This is a genomic window from Anaerobacillus sp. 63XJN7_4_ISO-PGPR-S23-413 (assembly GCF_056173725.1).
Window position 1 is genome coordinate 1,649,470 of record NZ_CM149688.1, and the last position, 16,346, is coordinate 1,665,815.

The following is a 16,346-nucleotide window of genomic DNA, read 5'->3' on the forward strand; positions in this document are numbered from 1 at the left end:
ATCTTATATGAGCAAAATTTTTCTACAATTAGGAGGCGAAGTCCCGTGGCATTTCAATTTAAGATGCCGGATATCGGTGAAGGTATCCATGAAGGCGAAATCGTAAAATGGTTTGTTAAATCCGGAGATGAAGTAAAAGAAGACGATATTCTTGCAGAAGTACAAAACGACAAAGCTGTTGTTGAAATCCCTTCTCCAGTAGACGGAACAGTTAAAGAAGTTCACGCTGAAGAAGGTGCAACTGTTATTGTTGGAGATGTAGTCATCACTTTCGACGCAGAAGGTTATGAAGATGCAGAAGAAGAACCAACAGCTGAACAGCCACAAGCTGAAGAAGAAGCTCCTAAAGCAGAAGCTAAATCAGAAGCGAAAGAAGACAGCGCTGGATCAAAACCACTTCCTGAAGATGACGAAGAAACAGATCCTACTAAGCGAGTTATCGCTATGCCAGCAGTACGTAAGTATGCTCGTGAAAACGGCGTAAGTATCTCGAAAGTATCTGGTTCTGGTAAGAATGGTCGCGTTGTGAAAGAAGATATCGACACTCACTTGAATGGTGGAGGCGAAGCAGCTTCTGAAGCTCCAGCAGCGACAGAAGAAAAAGCTGAAGCGAAGCAAGAAGCTTCTACTACATCAGCACAGCCACAAGCATCTGCACAACCAGAAACTCGTGAGAAGATGAAAGGTATGCGTAAAGCAATTGCAAAAGCAATGGTTAACTCGAAGCATACTGCTCCACACGTAACTCACATGGATGAAATTGTTGTAACAGATCTTGTTGCTCACCGTAAGAAGTTCAAACAATATGCTGCAGACAAAGATGTGAAGCTAACTTACCTTCCATACGTTGTAAAAGCACTTGTTTCTGCACTTCGCGAATTCCCAATGTTGAATGCATCTATTGATGATTCTACTGACGAAATCGTACACAAGCATTACTACAACATCGGTATCGCTGCTAACACTGACGCTGGACTAGTTGTTCCAGTTGTGAAAGAAGCAGACCGTAAGCCACTTCTTAATGTTTCATCTGAAATTAATGAGTTGGCTAAAAAAGCTCGCGATGGTAAACTATCAGGGGACGATATGAAAGGTAGCACATGTACTATTTCTAACCTGGGTTCTGCTGGTGGTCAATGGTTTACACCAATCATCAATAACCCGGATGCTGCTATTCTTGGTATTGGTCGTATTGAGGAGAAGCCAGTTGTTATCGACGGAGAAATCGTTGCTGCACCTGTTCTTGCTCTATCGATCAGCTACGACCACAGACTTATTGATGGCGTAACAGCACAACTTGCTCTTAACCACATCAAGCGTCTGTTGAACGATCCACAACTCTTAATGATGGAGGCGTAATAATATGGTAGTAGGAGATTTTCCAATCGAATTAGACACACTTATAGTAGGAGCTGGACCAGGTGGATATGTTGCTGCAATCCGTGCAGCACAGCTTGGTCAGAAAGTTGCCATTGCTGACAAAGGAACTCTAGGCGGAGTTTGCTTAAACGTCGGCTGTATTCCTTCAAAAGCAATGATTAATGCATCTCATAAATATGAGTCAGCAAAGCATTCCGATGATATCGGAATCACTGCTGAGAACGTGAGCGTTGACATGAAGAAAGTTCAGGAGTGGAAGTCTTCTGTTGTTGACAAGCTTACTGGCGGCGTAGCAGGACTTATGAAATCTAATAAAGTTGAAGTTGTTAGCGGTGAAGTTTATTTCGTCGATAAGAACACAGTTCGTATCATGGACGAAAAGAACTCTCAAACGTATACATTCAACAACTGCATCATCGCAACAGGATCTCGCCCAATCGAACTTCCAAGCTTCAAATGGAGCAAGCGCGTTATTTCTTCAACTGGTGCACTTGCACTTGACGAAGTTCCTAAGAAAATGGTTGTTATCGGCGGAGGATACATCGGAATCGAACTTGGTACTGTGTACGCAAACTTCGGTACTGAAGTAACAATCCTTGAAGGTACGAAGCAAATTCTACCTGGATTCGAAAAACAAATGAGCTCTCTTGTTTCTCGTCGTCTTAAGAAGAAAGGTAATGTAGAAATCATTACTCAAGCTCTTGCACAAGGCGTTGAAGAAACAGAAGACGGCGTAACAGTAACAGCAGAAATCAAAGGTGAAACGCAGACGTTTGACGCTGATTATGTACTAGTTACAGTTGGTCGTAAGCCTAATACAAATGAAATCGGTCTTGAAGAACTTGGCGTTGAAATGACGGACAAAGGTCTTGTGAAGATTGACAAGCAGTGTCGTACAAACTTCGATAACATCTATGCTATTGGTGATATCGTAGAAGGTCCTGCACTTGCTCATAAAGCTTCTTACGAAGGTAAAGTAGCTGCAGAAGCGATCAGTGGTGAAAACTCTGTGATTGACTATCTTGCAATCCCAGCGGTTGTTTTCTCTGACCCAGAACTCGCTTCAGTTGGTTACACTGAACAAGAAGCAAAAGATCAAGGATTCGATGTGAAAGCATCTAAATTCCCATTCGGTGCTAATGGCCGTGCATTGTCTCTTAACGACAGTGAAGGATTTATGAAGCTTATCACTCGTAAAGAAGATGGCCTAGTGATCGGCGCTCAAATTGCTGGTCCTAACGCTTCTGATATGATTGCTGAGCTTGGTCTTGCAATCGAAGCTGGTATGACAGCTGAAGACATTGCGCTTACAATTCATGCTCACCCAACACTTGGAGAAATTACTATGGAAGCTGCTGAAGTAGCTCTAGGTACTCCAATTCACATTGGTTAATAATTAATTGAAAAACTCCAGAGACTCTTGTCTCTGGAGTTTTTATATGGAGAATGAGCAGTCCCGCTCATGATAATTTTATGATTCATTTAAGTGGATTCAATTGCTTTTATTAGTTAATAGAGGTTGGAAATGGACCACATTCATAAATATAAACGAATGGATTAGGTATGTTCAGTTTTCTTTCTTTATTGGAAACTAAATATAGAAATGAAGCGATTAGGAGATTTACTTGCACATACATTTGAGAATAGGACACTTGTATTATGCGGAGGTGCTGTTCTATGTATGGAAAAGTTATTTGCATTCAGCTTTTGATCTGGTTTGGTTTTTTTCAACTTATTTATTATTCTCCTCGAGATCATATTGGATTTAAGATTTTATTATTTTTAGTTTTTCTTTATCTTATTTGTACGATTTCTGTTCAAATGGTTAGAAGAGGAAGAGAGCTTATCTATTTGATTTCTTTTTCTTCTACTCTGGCATTCATCATTATCTATCTATACCATTTAATTTGATGGACGTAACTATTTAAAAATTAAGCTGACTAATGAATGTTATCGATAACCTTCATTAATATAATAGATAGAAGGTAAATGAAAAAGCGTCCTACCAAGAGGGTAGGACGCTTTTAGTGTTTTATGATTTTGGATCATCTTTCTTAGGTGGTCTAGGAGGTATTTTCTCTTGTTTAAAGGCTTTAACGAGAGAAATGATCATTCCTATTATAATAATAGCAAACGGGAATGCAGCGATGATAGAAGCCGTTTGAAGAGCTCCTAATCCTCCAGACCAAAGCAGAACTGCAGCAGCAGATGATTGAATCACACCCCAAGTTAATTTCACTTTGGTGGAAGGATTCATGCTTCCGTTCGTCGTTTGCATTCCAAGGACGAATGTTGCTGAGTCAGCTGAAGTAATAAAGAATGTGCTGATTAATAAAATGGCAATAATCGACATGGCTGTTCCAAGTGGATATTGCTCAAGTACAGCGAATAGCGCAACTTCCATACCCTGGTTATTGATAATGTCGTAAATACCTGTTCCTGCCATATCAAGTGAAATAGCTGACCCTCCAAATACGGAGAACCATAATCCACCAAAGATTGTCGGAACTAAAAGGACACCAAGAACAAATTCTCTGATCGTTCGACCTTTTGATACTCGAGCAATAAATGTTCCAACGAATGGCGCCCAGGCAATCCACCATGCCCAATAGAAGATTGTCCAGCTCTGGATCCAAGACGACCCTTCAAAAGGTCTCATACGGAGACTCATACTTGGTAGGTTTTGAATATAAGATCCAAGTGTAGATGTGAAGAGGTCCATAATAAAGTTTGTAGGTCCTGCGAATAACAGGAAGAACATGAGCAAGATCGCTAGGACAATGTTTGTATTACTTAAGTACTTAATCCCTCTTGAAATCCCCGTTGAAGCAGAGATCATATAGAGGACAGTTACAATAAGAATAATGATTAACTGTGTTGTAAACGAATTTTCAATGCCAGTTAAATAGGAAATTCCTCCGCCTATTTGAGAAGCACCAAAGCCAAGGGACGTCGCGACACCAAATACAGTCGCAATGACAGCAATAACGTCGATTAGTTTACCAATTGGTCCATTTACACGTTCTCCAAGAATCGGATAGAAAATCGCGCTGATTAAGCCTGGCGCACCTTTTCTAAATTTAAAGAAGGCAAGTGCGAGAGCAACGACTGTGTAAATTCCCCACGGGTGAAGTCCCCAGTGGAAGAAGCTGTATTGAAAGGCTAGTCGCGCTGCTTCATCTGACTGACTAGCTGCCCCAGCTGGAGGATCATAGTAGTGGAACATCGGCTCTGCTACACCCCAGAATACAAGTCCAATTCCCATTCCGGCTGAGAAAAGCATAGCAAACCATGTAATTAGGTTATATTCAGGTACATCGGTTTCTTTACCAAGTCGAAGTCTTCCATACTTCGAAAAGATAAGATAAATCGCAAAGATAAGAAAGCCTGACGCTGCTAATAAATAAAACCATCCAAACTTCACTTGAAGAAAGCTTTGAAGTGAGCTTGTAGTCGAATCTAATGACTCAGGAGAAATCGTACCCCAAGAAATAAAGATTAGAGACAGAAGTACAGAGATAACAAAGACTGCTGTAAGCTTATTCAAATTTCATCATCACCTTTCTAAAATAATTCCAAAAAATAGCACTGTCATCTGAAAGCACTTTTATACACAGGAAATAAAATGTATGTGTACTCAATGTTACCTGTCGATACCAAAACTATGCAGGTAAGCGCCCTATTCCCTTTTATTAACAGGCTTCAGGACAAGTCAAGCAAAAGACACGTTGTCTAGTATATTTGTTGTTTTAAACGTTGTAAAGGGAAAAACCATGTCAGAAAGGAAGTCGGAATAGTTGAAAAATAGATGGGTAGATAGTTGGTTATTTGTGACAATTTCCTCTTTATACTGTTCATGAATTCGTATATGATGAAATGAGACTAGATAAGGGGAGAGAGAAATGACAAACACATTGAAATGGATGACATTAGCGCTTTTGCTTTTTGTAGCAGCGTGTTCAACAAATGCTGGTTCACAAGAAAATTCAGAAGCATCAACGAATGAAGCAAACAATAGTGAAGCTTCAAATGAACAAGAAACAAACGAAGAAACAAATAAGGAAGAAACAGATTCAGACGCGACAAGTAATGCTGAATCAGAGGATCAGAAAGAAGAAGAAGCTACTGCAGAAGAAGTAGAGCCTGAATATCGACTTAACGAAGCTTTTTGGGGCTTTGAACCGATAAATGATGCTCCTGCTGAAGCGGTTCTACTTACAATTGACGATGCTCCAGATACGAATGCCGTAGAAATGGCAAAAACATTAAAAGAACTAGATGCTCCTGCCATTTTCTTTATTAATGGTCATTTTATTGATACAGATGAAGAAAAAGCAAGGTTAAAAGAAATTTATGATATGGGCTTTGAAATAGGAAACCATACGATGACGCACGCTGATCTCAAAACATTATCAGAAGAAGAGCAAAAAGAAGAGATATTGAAGGTAAATGAAATGATCGAAGAAGTAATTGGAGAAAAGCCGAAGTTCTTTAGAGCACCATTTGGATCTAATACTGACTTTTCGAAGTCATTAGCCGAAGAAGAAGGCATGCTCGTGATGAATTGGACATATGGGTATGACTGGGTAAAGGAATATCAAAGTGAAGCTGCAATCAAAGACATTATGGTAAATTCACCGCTACTTCAAAATGGGGCAAACTTACTTATGCATGACCGTGATTGGACAGCTGCTGCATTAGGAGATATTGTGAAAGGATTAAGAGATAAAGATTATAACTTAATTGATCCTGAAGAAATTGAACCTTTACAAAAATAAACAGCCATTTGGCTGTTTATTTTTTTGCGTAATACATTGTTCTACCGTTGAAGAGAGTAAGATCGGCCTGTAATTTATTTGCAAGAAATTTACATAATTCATTCGCTTTCGCTTTATCACCGTGAGTGGATTGATCTGGTAGAACAATCTGAAGTTTGCTGTCTACTAAACCGATGATAATCATCCGATAATCACTATGTTTTCCTTTTAAATAAAACCAAATGTCTCCATCCACTTGTTCAATCAAAGTGTAGGGGAAAGCAGACTCACTATAGGACCAAGAAAGTTGCTCTCCAGTTTTGGATGTTATGTCCATGTAGTAGGAAAGTAAGCTTTTAATATGATCAAGTGATAGTTCATCTTCCGTTTTTGGTTTTAAGTAAGCACTTTGAGGCATGATCATTCCTCCCATCGTCATATAATAAAGTGTACAGTGTAAATTGTATTCTGACAATTGGTCGTTCATCCACACATATTAGACACAAAAAGAATATAATGTGATATACAATATAGTGTTGACAAATCAATTGTGACACACTATTATGAAGTTAAGCGAAACGGAAGCGTTTTCAAAACTAACTTAAGGGGTGTTGAGAATGGGTATTATCATTTGCCAAACTTGCGAAAAAACAATTGATCACGTACATGAAGAGAAGGTAAGTACACTTTATAGCAGATGCCCGGAATGCAATAAAAAAGATAAAAAATAACGTATATAGCAAAGAAAGAGGCGGCCAATTGGCCGCCTCTTATTTAATGGCTTTATATTCTTTAATGACCCGAATGTGAACTAATTCGTCGTCTTCAGGCCCCTGAACCGGTAATCCAGCTTCAATGTTTTCTTCGATATATGTTAAGTTTTCTTCTGTAATGATTTCACCTGGGATGAAGATTGGAATTCCAGGTGGATAAACCATCACAAATTCTGCAATGACCCGACCAGCCGATTCTTTAAATGGAATCACCTCTGTTTCAGAATAAAAAGCATCTCGAGGTGAAACAGCTAGAATCGGGATATCTGGAGCGTGAACATCAAACTTTTTAGTGATTGAACCTTCTGTCTCTTTGAAGGCTTCTACCATGTCTTTTAGAGCATGAACAAGAGCGCTGGTTGTTTCCTCGGTATCGCCAGGAGTTACAATACATAATAAGTTATACAAATCAGAAAGCTCTACTTCAAGGTTCGCTTCTTTTCGAAGCCAAACTTCAGCTTCATAGCCAGTAATTCCAAGGTCATGAACAGAAATGATTAATTTCGTTGGATCATAATCGTAAGTAGCGTTCGTTCCAAGGATTTCTTGCCCGACACAATATAGAGGAGAAATATCATTTATTTGCTTTCGAGCTTCTTCTGCAAGTTGTATGGAGCGTTCAATTAAATCATAACCATCCATGACCAATCTTTTTCTTGCAACGTCAAGAGAAGCAAGAAGGATATACGAAGTGGAGGTAGTTGTTAGCATGCTAATAATGGTTTGGACGCGTTTTGCAGAAACAAGCCCTTCTTTTACATTAAGGACGGAACTTTGTGTCATTGATCCCCCTAATTTATGCACACTTGTAGCTGCCATATCTGCACCGGCTTGCATGGCTGAAACGGGCAGTCGCTCGTGAAAGTGAATGTGAACACCGTGAGCTTCATCAACTAATACAGGTACGTCATACTCATGAGAAATCGTAACGATCTCTTCAAGATTAGCAGATATACCAAAATAGGTGGGGTTAATGACAAGGACACCTTTTGCGTCAGGGTGCTGTTCTAATGCTTTCTTAACGGCTATAGGAGTAATGCCGTGTGAGATGCCAAGCTTAGGGTCAATTTCTGGATGAATAAATACAGGTGTTGCGCCGGAGAAAATGATTGCAGACATAACAGACTTATGAACATTTCTCGGGACAATAATTTTATCACCTGGTGAACATACAGTCATGACCATTGTCATGATTGCACCGCTTGTACCTTGAATAGAGAAAAAGGTTGCGTCAGCGCCAAAAGCTTCAGCAGCTAGATCCTGTGCTTGCTTAATCATACCGTGTGGATGATGGAGGTCATCAAGTGGTTGAATGTTAATTAAATCAATTGACAGGGCGTTTTCGCCTATGAAAGAACGAAATTCAGGATCTATGCCAGAGCCTTTTTTGTGGCCGGGTATATGAAATTGAATAGGGTTTTTGTTAGCGTGGTTTACTAAACCAGTGAACAATGGTGTTTCGTGTTGTTGCAAATCCAGCACCTCTTTATTTATACTTTGGTTAAATGAATAACGTTGTAGATCGTCTGCTCTTTTATATCGAATGAGCCGAAAATCTTGAAATCAGTAATATAGCTTATACGTTACTAGATAAAGCCTTCCACAGTAGTTTGTGGAAAGCGGGTTTGGTCTAAGTGAACTTTTTGTATAGCCAGATATGACGCTTAAAAGAAGAACATTAGTTATAGGACTTCTTTCTTCCTTAAACAAACTGAGTATAATCACATGAGGGATAATTTGCAAGTTTTATTTTAAACCCATGCTTATCGATCAACTATATAAGGAAGCATCGTTCCTAGAAGAGAAAAGAGGAGATCACTTCTAACTCTCGAAATGGGTTACCATAAGGAGAGGATTCATTATGAAGTGGAATACGCGAATTACTCAGTTATTAGGTATTGAAAGACCAATCGTTCAAGGGGGTCTCGCCTATCTTGCATATCACGAGTTAGCTGCTGCTGTTAGCAACGCAGGAGGATTAGGGCAGCTCACAGCTATGTCTATGGAGTCAGCAACACAGCTTAAAGAAGAAATCGCCCTTACTAAAAGTCTCACCGATCAGCCATTTGGAGTGAACTTTGCGATTGGTCAACATGGAAGACCCTTTGAGGATATGCTTGAAGCAGCCATTGAAGAAGGAGTGGAGATCATTTCGGTTACCGGTGGAAACCCTAAGCCGGTATTTGATATGGTAAAAGGAACGAATGTGAAAGTTGTTGTTTTGACTGCTAGTAAAAGACAAGCAGTAAAAGCAGAAGAGTTAGGAGCTACTGCCGTAATGGTTGTCGGGCAAGAAGGTGGAGGACATCTTGGAAAGGATGATATTGGTACGATGGTACTCGTTCCTCAAGTAGTTGATGCTGTGTCTATTCCGGTTATTGCTTCAGGGGGAATAGGTGATGGAAGAGCGCTAATGGCTTCTCTCGCACTTGGCGCTGAGGGAATTGAAATGGGTACACGATTTATTGCTACAAAAGAATGTACCCATGCTCATGATGTTTACAAGCGTCGTTTGCTTCAAGGGTCTGAAACGGATACTATGATTATTAAGCGTAGTATTGGAGCACCTGCAAGAGTTATTAGGAATGTGTTTGCTCAAGAGATTTTACAAATTGAAGCAAATCAGGGAGGATATGATCTTCTTAAAGAATACATAAGCGGTAAAGCAAACAGGAAATTTATATATGATGGAAAAGAAGAAGAAGGCTTTGCTTGGGCAGGTCAGGTTATGGGAGCGATCAATGATGTTCCTTCAGTAGCGGAGTTATTTGATCGTATGGATAAAGAAGCAAACGAAATTCGATTAAAATGGTAAAGTGAGAAAGGAGATTGAAAATGGAAGTACAATACCCTATTTCAATTGATTGGAGTAAAGAAGAAGTCATCAAAGTTGTAAACTTTTTCCAATTAGTTGAGCAAACATATGACAGAGGGGTGCATAAGGGCGAATTGATTAGTAGCTATCATGCATTTAAAGATGTCGTTCCCTCTAAATCAGAGGAAAAGCAAATCTTTAGACAGTTTGATAAAGAGACAGGATTTTCAACTTATCATGTTGTAAAAGAAGCAAGAGAAACAGAACGCGATAAAGTAAAAATGAATAAATAAAAACCAGGGGAGAATCCCCTGGTTTATTTTGTGGCTTGAAGTGAAAGTTGATAGATAGGCATTAAGGTCTCAAAAGTTTGTTTAACCTCTTTAATAAATTTCTCTCCATCATTCAATAACGGATCGTCACTGGCAAAATGACGGCCAACTAGAAATTCGCCCTTTTTTACATCTCTAAAGCGGGTAAGTACTTTATCGAGATCACTATCCTTGATGGGGTGGCTTGCCTTTTTCTTAGTGTGGTCAGTAGAGATCCAATATGAAGTTGGAATATCTTTCTTTAGTTCATTTAAGTGATCTAAAAATAAGGAAGCCATTTGTGGCTTTCCTGGAAGCTCGTAAATGTATGCAAGCCATACAAAGACATGATCATCAAAAAGGCCGATTTGAAAGTGAGGGTGCATTTTGTACCCGCGTTTGTTATGCGAAAACGCCATCCATGTATCAACGGGAGGATTCTTCGTTCGTCTTGCATGACGAGCAATGTGAAGGTGCATCTCATTTCCAGCAAGAATCTCGAGATCGCTTTTAATTTCCTCGCTAATGGCAGCGAATTTTGGTTGAATCCGCTCTTGTATGGCTTCCATTCGAGCCTCAAGTCCATCAATTTCGAATGATTGAAAATCAGTTTGAGTAAATCCTTTAAAAGACATATTATCCTCCAATACGACAAAAAATTTATATTCTTATAGTAACATAGACCGAACATTTGCATATAAAATGACGATTGGTGTGTCATGTTAGGTTTGAAATGTGCGAAAAAGAGGAAAAATAGAAACAAATAAAGAGGTTGCATAGTCGACAGGTAAAGCATAAGATATATTAATCAAAGCAGAAATATCAGAATATTCCGTCTTATAGCCGGATCTGATGACTATGACTGCTTAATCGAATTTGAGAGGGGTGTAGGTTACCATGAAACAAGTGATTCAGTCATTGCAAAGAAACGAGGCAGAGAAGCGGATCCCGGTGCTGAGAATGGAAATTGACTATGAGCTGGCAACACTACACGATGCAATGACGGCTAGTGATCAGGATGAAATGAAGAGATGTAAAGTGAAGCTAGAGGAGCTTCGAAAAGAAATGGTCAGATTAGAAGCTTAATGAAGCGAACCTTGCAAAAAGGTTCGTTTTTTCTTCTTTTCCTGTCATAATAAGAGGTAGAAAGAAAATTAAGGCAAAAGGAGATCGAACCATGACACAGCACACAAACTGGGACAATGTATATGAAGATGCAATCAGATGGATACGAGAAGCGGGTCAAGAGATCATGGCTTCCTTCACAACTTCCTTTAAGATTGATACTAAAAGCAATCCAAACGATCTCGTAACGGACATTGATAAACAAACGGAGAAGTTTTTTATTGAAAAAATTAAGGAAGGTTATCCAAGTCATCGAATCATGGGCGAAGAAGGTTTTGGTGATAATATAGAACAGTTGAACGGCGTAATTTGGTTTTTAGATCCTATTGATGGAACGATGAATTTCGTTCATCAACAAACTAATTTCGCTATATCGATCGGAATATACGAAGATGGAGTAGGGAAACTGGCGTTTATTTATGATGTTACGAAGGACGAACTGTATCATTGTAAAAAAGGTTCAGGAGTTTATTTAAACGATGAGAAAATCAAACCATTGAAAACGACTAACCTTTCAGAGTCACTTCTAGCTATAAACGCGACCTGGGTAACAGAAAATCATCGAATAGATCCTCGCACGTTCTCACCACTTCTAAAAAAAATCCGGGGAACACGTTCTTATGGTAGTGCAGCTATTGAATTGGCGTACGTAGCCGCCGGTCGACTTGATGGGTATGTTTCCCTGCGACTTGCTCCGTGGGATTTTGCTGCTGGTAAAATGTTAATCGAGGAAGGCGGAGGGATATGTACAACAGTTGATAACAAAGAGATTGATTTACTTGATAAGAATACAATTTTTGCTGGTACTGAATTATTCCATACTGAGGTTCAAAAAGAATACATTCAGCCTGCGCTTGATCAAAATTATTACTTAAGAACCCCTTCTTCAAGATGAGATTGTTAGCAGCTCCTGAATCTCAAGAAAATATTGCTGAACTTCTTTTTGACTGGACGCAAGAAGACGAAACATGGCTTCTTACAGAATTTGGTCGAATCCCATTATTCGAAGATATGATTTCATACATACAAACATATGAAGGAATGGGCTGCGAGTTTAATGTATGGTTCTACGGCGATCTACCGGTAGCGATTACGGCCGTTCTTGACGATGCACCGTCTAATCAAAAACCATGGTTAGGGACAATTGTCGTTCATCCTATGAAGCGAAAGTCGGGTATTGGTTGTAGCGTTATTCGCACCTTATTAGGTAAAAAAAACGATGTTGTTTTTTCAGGTATTCCTTATGACCTGAACGAATGGAGTCTTTTTTTAGGTAAGTGTGGATTCGAGCAATACGGAATTGAAGAAGAGGGGAAAAAATATTTGATTTTGGTCCACCCAAATGGGTGAAAGGTAAATAGATAAAAGAGCTGTTCTACTTGAACAGCTCTTTTCATGTGATCTTATAGTTCTGCTTTACGTTTAATACGAAAGCCCATTCCCATAAAGAAACCTACTCCGATAAATGAAAGAAGCCCGCCGATCCAGCTTTGTTCAGCTATAGATACGCCGATTGCACACATGCTTGCAACCGCTAGAATGGCCATTAAGAGTAAAAGGAAATTATGCTTGTTCATGTAGAAAGCCCCCTTTATAGTACTAGTGTACAATAACCATGTTGCTGGTGAAAGAAGAGAAATTTCGCGTATAGCGATATCTGTGTTATAATGGTCTAGTTATTGAGTTTATCGTCAGAAATAAGGCGAGAATACGAGGAGAGAATAATTAATGGCAATAAGAGAAGATATTCGTAACATCGCAATCATTGCCCACGTTGACCACGGCAAAACGACGTTGGTAGACCAAATGCTACACCAGTCTGGAACGTTTCGTGATAACGAGCAAGTAAGCGAACGTGCGATGGATTCGAACGACCTTGAGAGAGAACGCGGGATTACAATCCTTGCTAAAAATACGGCAATTAACTATGAAGACAAACGAATCAACATCATGGATACACCTGGACATGCCGACTTCGGTGGTGAAGTTGAACGTATCATGAAAATGGTAGATGGCGTTCTTCTAGTTGTTGACGCTTATGAAGGCTGTATGCCACAGACACGTTTCGTGCTTAAGAAGGCTCTTGAGCAGAAGCTTACACCAATTGTCGTTCTTAACAAAATTGACCGTCCTGCAGCACGTCCTGAAGAAGTTGTGGATGAAGTCGTTGATTTATTTATTGATCTTGGCGCGGACGAAGATCAGCTAGACTTCCCAGTAGTTTATGCTTCAGCAATCAACGGTACAGCTAGTCTTGATCCTGAAGTACAGGATGACGATATGAAAGTTCTTATGAACACAATTATTGATAACATTCCTGCACCTCTAGATAACAGTGACGAGCCTCTTCAATTCCAGATTACACTTCTTGATTACAACGACTATCTTGGAAGAATTGGAATTGGTCGTGTGTTCAGAGGAACAATGAAGGTTGGCCAACAGGTAGCCCTGATGAAGGTCGATGGAACAGTGAAGCAATTCAGAGTGACTAAGCTCTTTGGTTTCATTGGATTGAAGCGTACTGAGATCGAAGAAGCGAAAGCTGGCGACCTTGTAGCGGTTTCTGGTATGGAAGAAATCAACGTAGGTGAAACAGTTTGTCCTTACGATCATCAGGAAGCACTTCCTATTCTTCGTATTGATGAGCCTACTCTTCAGATGACGTTCCTTGTAAACAATAGTCCTTTTGCTGGTAAAGAAGGTAAATACATTACAAGTCGTAAAATTGAAGAGCGTCTTAGAGCTCAGCTTGAAACTGACGTAAGTCTTCGCGTTGAGAATACAGATTCTCCAGATGCATGGGTTGTCTCAGGACGTGGTGAGCTTCACCTTTCAATCCTGATTGAAAACATGCGTCGTGAAGGATATGAGCTTCAAGTTTCAAAACCTGAAGTTATCGTACGTGAAGTAGACGGCGTTGCAAGTGAGCCTGTTGAACGCGTTCAAATTGACGTACCTGAAGACTACACTGGTTCTGTAATGGAATCACTTGGTGAGCGTAAAGGTGAAATGGTCAACATGGTAAACAACGGTTCAGGCCAAGTTCGCCTTGAATTCATGGTTCCTGCTCGTGGTTTGATTGGTTACTCAACTGAGTTCCTAACACAAACACGCGGATATGGTATTATTAACCATACATTTGAAACGTATATGCCTCTTATTAGCGGGCGTGTAGGTGGACGTCGTGCTGGTGTACTTGTTTCAATGGAAAAAGGAAAAGCATCAGAATACGGTATTATGGGTGTTGAAGACCGCGGTACAATTTTCGTAGCTCCAGGTACTGAAGTTTACGAAGGAATGATCGTTGGGGAACACACTCGTGAGAATGATATCACGGTTAACATCGTTAAAGTGAAGCAGATGACGAATATGCGTTCTGCCAACAAAGACCAAACGGTTTCTATGAAGAAGCCTCGCGTTCTAACTCTTGAAGAAGCGCTTGAGTATTTGAACGATGATGAGTATTGCGAAGTAACACCGGATTCAATCCGTCTTCGTAAGAAAATCCTTGATAAGAACGAACGTGAAAAGAACGCTAAAAAGAAAAAAACAGCCCAATAAGGGTGTCTAATGCGATTCAAAAGGGGCATCCCTTTTGGATCGTTTTTTTATTGTTTAGCTATGTTCCCAGTTATGTATGGGGTTTTTAAAGAGCTATGTTAGGCTTTACTGTTGATTCTCGATTTTCGGCTCAATTGAGTGAAACCTTTAGTAACATAGCTTTTTTTAAAAAGAGAGAAGAAATCGTTTACTTTTATTTATGGTTTGTTTTATTATGCTTTTATACCGGGGGTGAATAAATGAATACGGAACCTACCATTGCATCGGAAGATTTATCATTTTTCGCTAAGTTGGTCGGCATTGAAGACAATATGACCCTGGGGTTTTATTTGCTATATGCGATCATCGTTATCCTTTGTATTGTTGTCTATCGTCTTGGCTTTGCCAAAAAACTTCCTCTACTAAAAAATGTCATCGTATACGCTGTTCTTGTTATTGGATGTTTTCCGCTAACCTTTTTTGGAATCGGTTTGCCGGTTGCTGAAGGATTAGTAGCTTCTGCTGTCGTATTAATTATTTATAAGGTGCGACTCAATCAAGCGAAGAAAAAAGAAGCGTAATGTCATAAGGTGGAGGGACACTTTGAATCTTCAGGATACGATGTATAATTGGCTTAGTATTAAAGTTGTCGCTGATCATCGTAAGGATGATCAGGCAGCGCAAGATACGTGCAGTTTTTTTATGGACATCTTAACAGAAGATCATAATGTTGCGGACTTATCTGTGGAAGTGACTGAGGAATACTACGTCGTTAATTATGTGAAGGATGGGGAAAGCGATTCGAAGAAATTTCCATCTGAATTAATTGAAGCGCTGTTATCCTCGATTGAAAATGAACCAAAGTATAACCAATGAACGAGAAAAAGACGTGCTGAAAGCACGTCTTTCTTAACACAAGGCTATTTCTCATTAAGGGCATAAACACCAAACAAGATCGCTGCATAGATTAAGTGCCCTATTGTCCAGTATCCAATCGCAACGAGGTCAAAGAGATCCGGAGTGGGCTTGATAGCAAGGTATGTTAAAGGAAAATAGAGAAAAACGGTTGGTAGAGTTAATACGTAAGCAAAGATCGCCTGATATACTTTCTTATTAGAGAAAAATCTTGAGCTCCCTAAACTGAAAACAACACCGATGATAAGGGAGATAATAAGATGAAAAACAAATTCAATAAGTTCTGGCCAGTTTATGCTCCCAATAATCGGTATGAAATCAATGTTTAGAAGGAGCGTATAAACGAGTTTGCCAGTAGTGAATTGAATAACCTTTAATATTAGTCCGAGGGCAATCCCAGAAATCGTTCCAGCCAGTAGACCAAGCTTTATTTTACCACTCATCGTTCGATTCATCCTGGTGGAATAATTTAAATTCCCCCGTATCTTTACGTTCTTTTGTTCGCGTCTCAATACGTTCATTACATGTGTCACACATATAGGTATGGATCGGTCTGTTGCGTAGTTTTTTAGCAAGCGGACTCCCGCTATCGATTTTTTCGATTTTATCACATAATACACATTTTACTCGCATCTTTTACACCTCTCATTCCATGTTGCTAGTATAGCATGAATAACGGTATCCTTTGCAGTATAATGCGTTAGATAACAGGTAATAAAATGGAGGGAAT

Annotated in this window: 20 protein-coding genes; 13 read left to right on the forward strand and 7 right to left on the reverse strand. The window is 39.6% G+C overall.

Going from position 1 to position 16,346, the window contains the following annotated elements; all coding sequences use genetic code 11:
• Positions 1-45: 45 nt before the first annotated feature.
• The 3 genes from AC0VYO_RS08975 (at position 46) to AC0VYO_RS08985 (ending at position 3,291) form a co-directional block, all read left to right on the forward strand.
• On the forward strand, positions 46-1,359 hold the full coding sequence (locus AC0VYO_RS08975; RefSeq protein WP_475368888.1) for a dihydrolipoamide acetyltransferase family protein: 1,314 nt from the start codon (positions 46-48) through the stop codon (positions 1,357-1,359).
• A 4-nt stretch (positions 1,360-1,363) separates the two neighbouring features.
• Positions 1,364-2,773 carry a dihydrolipoyl dehydrogenase gene (lpdA, locus tag AC0VYO_RS08980; RefSeq protein WP_475368889.1) on the forward strand — a complete coding sequence of 470 codons (1,410 nt, stop codon included), beginning with the start codon at positions 1,364-1,366 and terminating at the stop codon, positions 2,771-2,773.
• A 284-nt stretch (positions 2,774-3,057) separates the two neighbouring features.
• A complete protein-coding gene (locus tag AC0VYO_RS08985) occupies positions 3,058-3,291 on the forward strand; it encodes a hypothetical protein (protein ID WP_194221273.1) in 234 nt (77 codons plus the stop codon).
• A gap of 121 nt (positions 3,292-3,412) precedes the next feature.
• Here the strand turns inward: AC0VYO_RS08985 and AC0VYO_RS08990 are convergent, their stop codons facing one another.
• Positions 3,413-4,927 carry a glycine betaine uptake BCCT transporter gene (locus AC0VYO_RS08990; RefSeq protein ID WP_430247067.1) on the reverse strand — a complete coding sequence of 505 codons (1,515 nt, stop codon included), beginning with the start codon at positions 4,925-4,927 and terminating at the stop codon, positions 3,413-3,415.
• A 355-nt stretch (positions 4,928-5,282) separates the two neighbouring features.
• Between AC0VYO_RS08990 and AC0VYO_RS08995 the strand changes: the two genes are divergently transcribed.
• Complete coding sequence (locus tag AC0VYO_RS08995; protein ID WP_283152304.1) at positions 5,283-6,158, forward strand: polysaccharide deacetylase family protein; 876 nt, start codon at positions 5,283-5,285, stop codon at positions 6,156-6,158.
• A 16-nt stretch (positions 6,159-6,174) separates the two neighbouring features.
• On the opposite strand, the gene AC0VYO_RS09000 is transcribed toward AC0VYO_RS08995, so the two are convergent.
• On the reverse strand, positions 6,175-6,555 hold the full coding sequence (locus AC0VYO_RS09000; protein ID WP_194221276.1) for a DUF1885 family protein: 381 nt from the start codon (positions 6,553-6,555) through the stop codon (positions 6,175-6,177).
• A 199-nt stretch (positions 6,556-6,754) separates the two neighbouring features.
• Between AC0VYO_RS09000 and AC0VYO_RS09005 the strand changes: the two genes are divergently transcribed.
• Positions 6,755-6,868, forward strand: coding sequence for a GapA-binding peptide SR1P (locus AC0VYO_RS09005; protein WP_098443236.1), 114 nt, complete (start codon positions 6,755-6,757; stop codon positions 6,866-6,868).
• 39 nt (positions 6,869-6,907) lie between these two features.
• On the opposite strand, the gene AC0VYO_RS09010 is transcribed toward AC0VYO_RS09005, so the two are convergent.
• The gene (locus AC0VYO_RS09010) at positions 6,908-8,383 is read right to left on the reverse strand and encodes an aminotransferase class I/II-fold pyridoxal phosphate-dependent enzyme (RefSeq protein ID WP_475367216.1); all 1,476 of its coding nucleotides are present in this window, start codon (positions 8,381-8,383) and stop codon (positions 6,908-6,910) included.
• A 388-nt stretch (positions 8,384-8,771) separates the two neighbouring features.
• Here AC0VYO_RS09010 and AC0VYO_RS09015 point away from each other — a divergent pair, with 388 nt between their 5' ends.
• Both AC0VYO_RS09015 and AC0VYO_RS09020 read left to right on the forward strand, forming a co-directional pair.
• Complete coding sequence (locus AC0VYO_RS09015; protein WP_475367217.1) at positions 8,772-9,725, forward strand: NAD(P)H-dependent flavin oxidoreductase; 954 nt, start codon at positions 8,772-8,774, stop codon at positions 9,723-9,725.
• Positions 9,726-9,745: 20 nt separating this feature from the next.
• Positions 9,746-10,018 (forward strand): UPF0223 family protein, encoded by a 273-nt coding sequence (locus AC0VYO_RS09020; protein WP_475367218.1) that lies wholly within the window; start codon positions 9,746-9,748, stop codon positions 10,016-10,018.
• Positions 10,019-10,041: 23 nt separating this feature from the next.
• Here AC0VYO_RS09020 and AC0VYO_RS09025 read toward each other — a convergent pair whose 3' ends face one another.
• Positions 10,042-10,671: a YktB family protein gene (locus AC0VYO_RS09025; protein WP_475367219.1), complete on the reverse strand. Its 630-nt coding sequence runs from the start codon at positions 10,669-10,671 to the stop codon at positions 10,042-10,044.
• Positions 10,672-10,933: 262 nt separating this feature from the next.
• Between AC0VYO_RS09025 and AC0VYO_RS09030 the strand changes: the two genes are divergently transcribed.
• From AC0VYO_RS09030 to AC0VYO_RS09040, 3 genes are all read left to right on the forward strand, one after another.
• A complete protein-coding gene (locus AC0VYO_RS09030; RefSeq protein ID WP_194221280.1) occupies positions 10,934-11,122 on the forward strand; it encodes a hypothetical protein in 189 nt (62 codons plus the stop codon).
• Positions 11,123-11,213: 91 nt separating this feature from the next.
• Entirely contained in the window at positions 11,214-12,056 is an 843-nt protein-coding gene (locus AC0VYO_RS09035) for an inositol monophosphatase family protein (protein ID WP_430247074.1), read from the forward strand.
• Positions 12,053-12,511, forward strand: coding sequence for a hypothetical protein (locus AC0VYO_RS09040; RefSeq protein WP_475367220.1), 459 nt, complete (start codon positions 12,053-12,055; stop codon positions 12,509-12,511). The genes AC0VYO_RS09035 and AC0VYO_RS09040 overlap by 4 nt, the downstream gene beginning before the upstream one ends.
• Positions 12,512-12,564: 53 nt before the next feature.
• Here the strand turns inward: AC0VYO_RS09040 and AC0VYO_RS09045 are convergent, their stop codons facing one another.
• On the reverse strand, positions 12,565-12,738 hold the full coding sequence (locus tag AC0VYO_RS09045) for a DUF5325 family protein (protein WP_194221283.1): 174 nt from the start codon (positions 12,736-12,738) through the stop codon (positions 12,565-12,567).
• Positions 12,739-12,889: 151 nt separating this feature from the next.
• Here AC0VYO_RS09045 and typA point away from each other — a divergent pair, with 151 nt between their 5' ends.
• From typA to AC0VYO_RS09060, 3 genes are all read left to right on the forward strand, one after another.
• Positions 12,890-14,722, forward strand: coding sequence for a translational GTPase TypA (gene typA / locus AC0VYO_RS09050; protein WP_194221284.1), 1,833 nt, complete (start codon positions 12,890-12,892; stop codon positions 14,720-14,722).
• A gap of 239 nt (positions 14,723-14,961) precedes the next feature.
• Positions 14,962-15,282 (forward strand): YlaH-like family protein, encoded by a 321-nt coding sequence (locus AC0VYO_RS09055; RefSeq protein ID WP_194221285.1) that lies wholly within the window; start codon positions 14,962-14,964, stop codon positions 15,280-15,282.
• A gap of 22 nt (positions 15,283-15,304) precedes the next feature.
• Entirely contained in the window at positions 15,305-15,577 is a 273-nt protein-coding gene (locus tag AC0VYO_RS09060) for a hypothetical protein (protein WP_430247077.1), read from the forward strand.
• Positions 15,578-15,621: 44 nt separating this feature from the next.
• Here the strand turns inward: AC0VYO_RS09060 and AC0VYO_RS09065 are convergent, their stop codons facing one another.
• Entirely contained in the window at positions 15,622-16,059 is a 438-nt protein-coding gene (locus tag AC0VYO_RS09065; protein ID WP_430247078.1) for a hypothetical protein, read from the reverse strand.
• A complete protein-coding gene (locus AC0VYO_RS09070; RefSeq protein ID WP_194221287.1) occupies positions 16,049-16,249 on the reverse strand; it encodes a YlaI family protein in 201 nt (66 codons plus the stop codon). Before AC0VYO_RS09070 ends, AC0VYO_RS09065 begins: the two co-directional genes overlap by 11 nt.
• Positions 16,250-16,346 lie beyond the last annotated feature (97 nt).

Excerpts from the sequence above, each read along its gene's own strand:
- lpdA (WP_475368889.1), top strand. The coding sequence starts at position 1,364 with ATGGTAGTAGGAGATTTTCCAATCGAATTAGACACACTTATAGTAGGA.
- AC0VYO_RS08985 (WP_194221273.1), top strand. The coding sequence starts at position 3,058 with ATGTATGGAAAAGTTATTTGCATTCAGCTTTTGATCTGGTTTGGTTTT.
- AC0VYO_RS08995 (WP_283152304.1), top strand. The coding sequence starts at position 5,283 with ATGACAAACACATTGAAATGGATGACATTAGCGCTTTTGCTTTTTGTA.
- AC0VYO_RS09000 (WP_194221276.1), bottom strand. The coding sequence starts at position 6,555 with ATGCCTCAAAGTGCTTACTTAAAACCAAAAACGGAAGATGAACTATCA.
- AC0VYO_RS09005 (WP_098443236.1), top strand. The coding sequence starts at position 6,755 with ATGGGTATTATCATTTGCCAAACTTGCGAAAAAACAATTGATCACGTA.
- AC0VYO_RS09015 (WP_475367217.1), top strand. The coding sequence starts at position 8,772 with ATGAAGTGGAATACGCGAATTACTCAGTTATTAGGTATTGAAAGACCA.
- AC0VYO_RS09020 (WP_475367218.1), top strand. The coding sequence starts at position 9,746 with ATGGAAGTACAATACCCTATTTCAATTGATTGGAGTAAAGAAGAAGTC.
- AC0VYO_RS09025 (WP_475367219.1), bottom strand. The coding sequence starts at position 10,671 with ATGTCTTTTAAAGGATTTACTCAAACTGATTTTCAATCATTCGAAATT.
- AC0VYO_RS09030 (WP_194221280.1), top strand. The coding sequence starts at position 10,934 with ATGAAACAAGTGATTCAGTCATTGCAAAGAAACGAGGCAGAGAAGCGG.
- AC0VYO_RS09035 (WP_430247074.1), top strand. The coding sequence starts at position 11,214 with ATGACACAGCACACAAACTGGGACAATGTATATGAAGATGCAATCAGA.
- AC0VYO_RS09040 (WP_475367220.1), top strand. The coding sequence starts at position 12,053 with ATGAGATTGTTAGCAGCTCCTGAATCTCAAGAAAATATTGCTGAACTT.
- AC0VYO_RS09045 (WP_194221283.1), bottom strand. The coding sequence starts at position 12,738 with ATGAACAAGCATAATTTCCTTTTACTCTTAATGGCCATTCTAGCGGTT.
- typA (WP_194221284.1), top strand. The coding sequence starts at position 12,890 with ATGGCAATAAGAGAAGATATTCGTAACATCGCAATCATTGCCCACGTT.
- AC0VYO_RS09055 (WP_194221285.1), top strand. The coding sequence starts at position 14,962 with ATGAATACGGAACCTACCATTGCATCGGAAGATTTATCATTTTTCGCT.
- AC0VYO_RS09065 (WP_430247078.1), bottom strand. The coding sequence starts at position 16,059 with ATGAGTGGTAAAATAAAGCTTGGTCTACTGGCTGGAACGATTTCTGGG.
- AC0VYO_RS09070 (WP_194221287.1), bottom strand. The coding sequence starts at position 16,249 with ATGCGAGTAAAATGTGTATTATGTGATAAAATCGAAAAAATCGATAGC.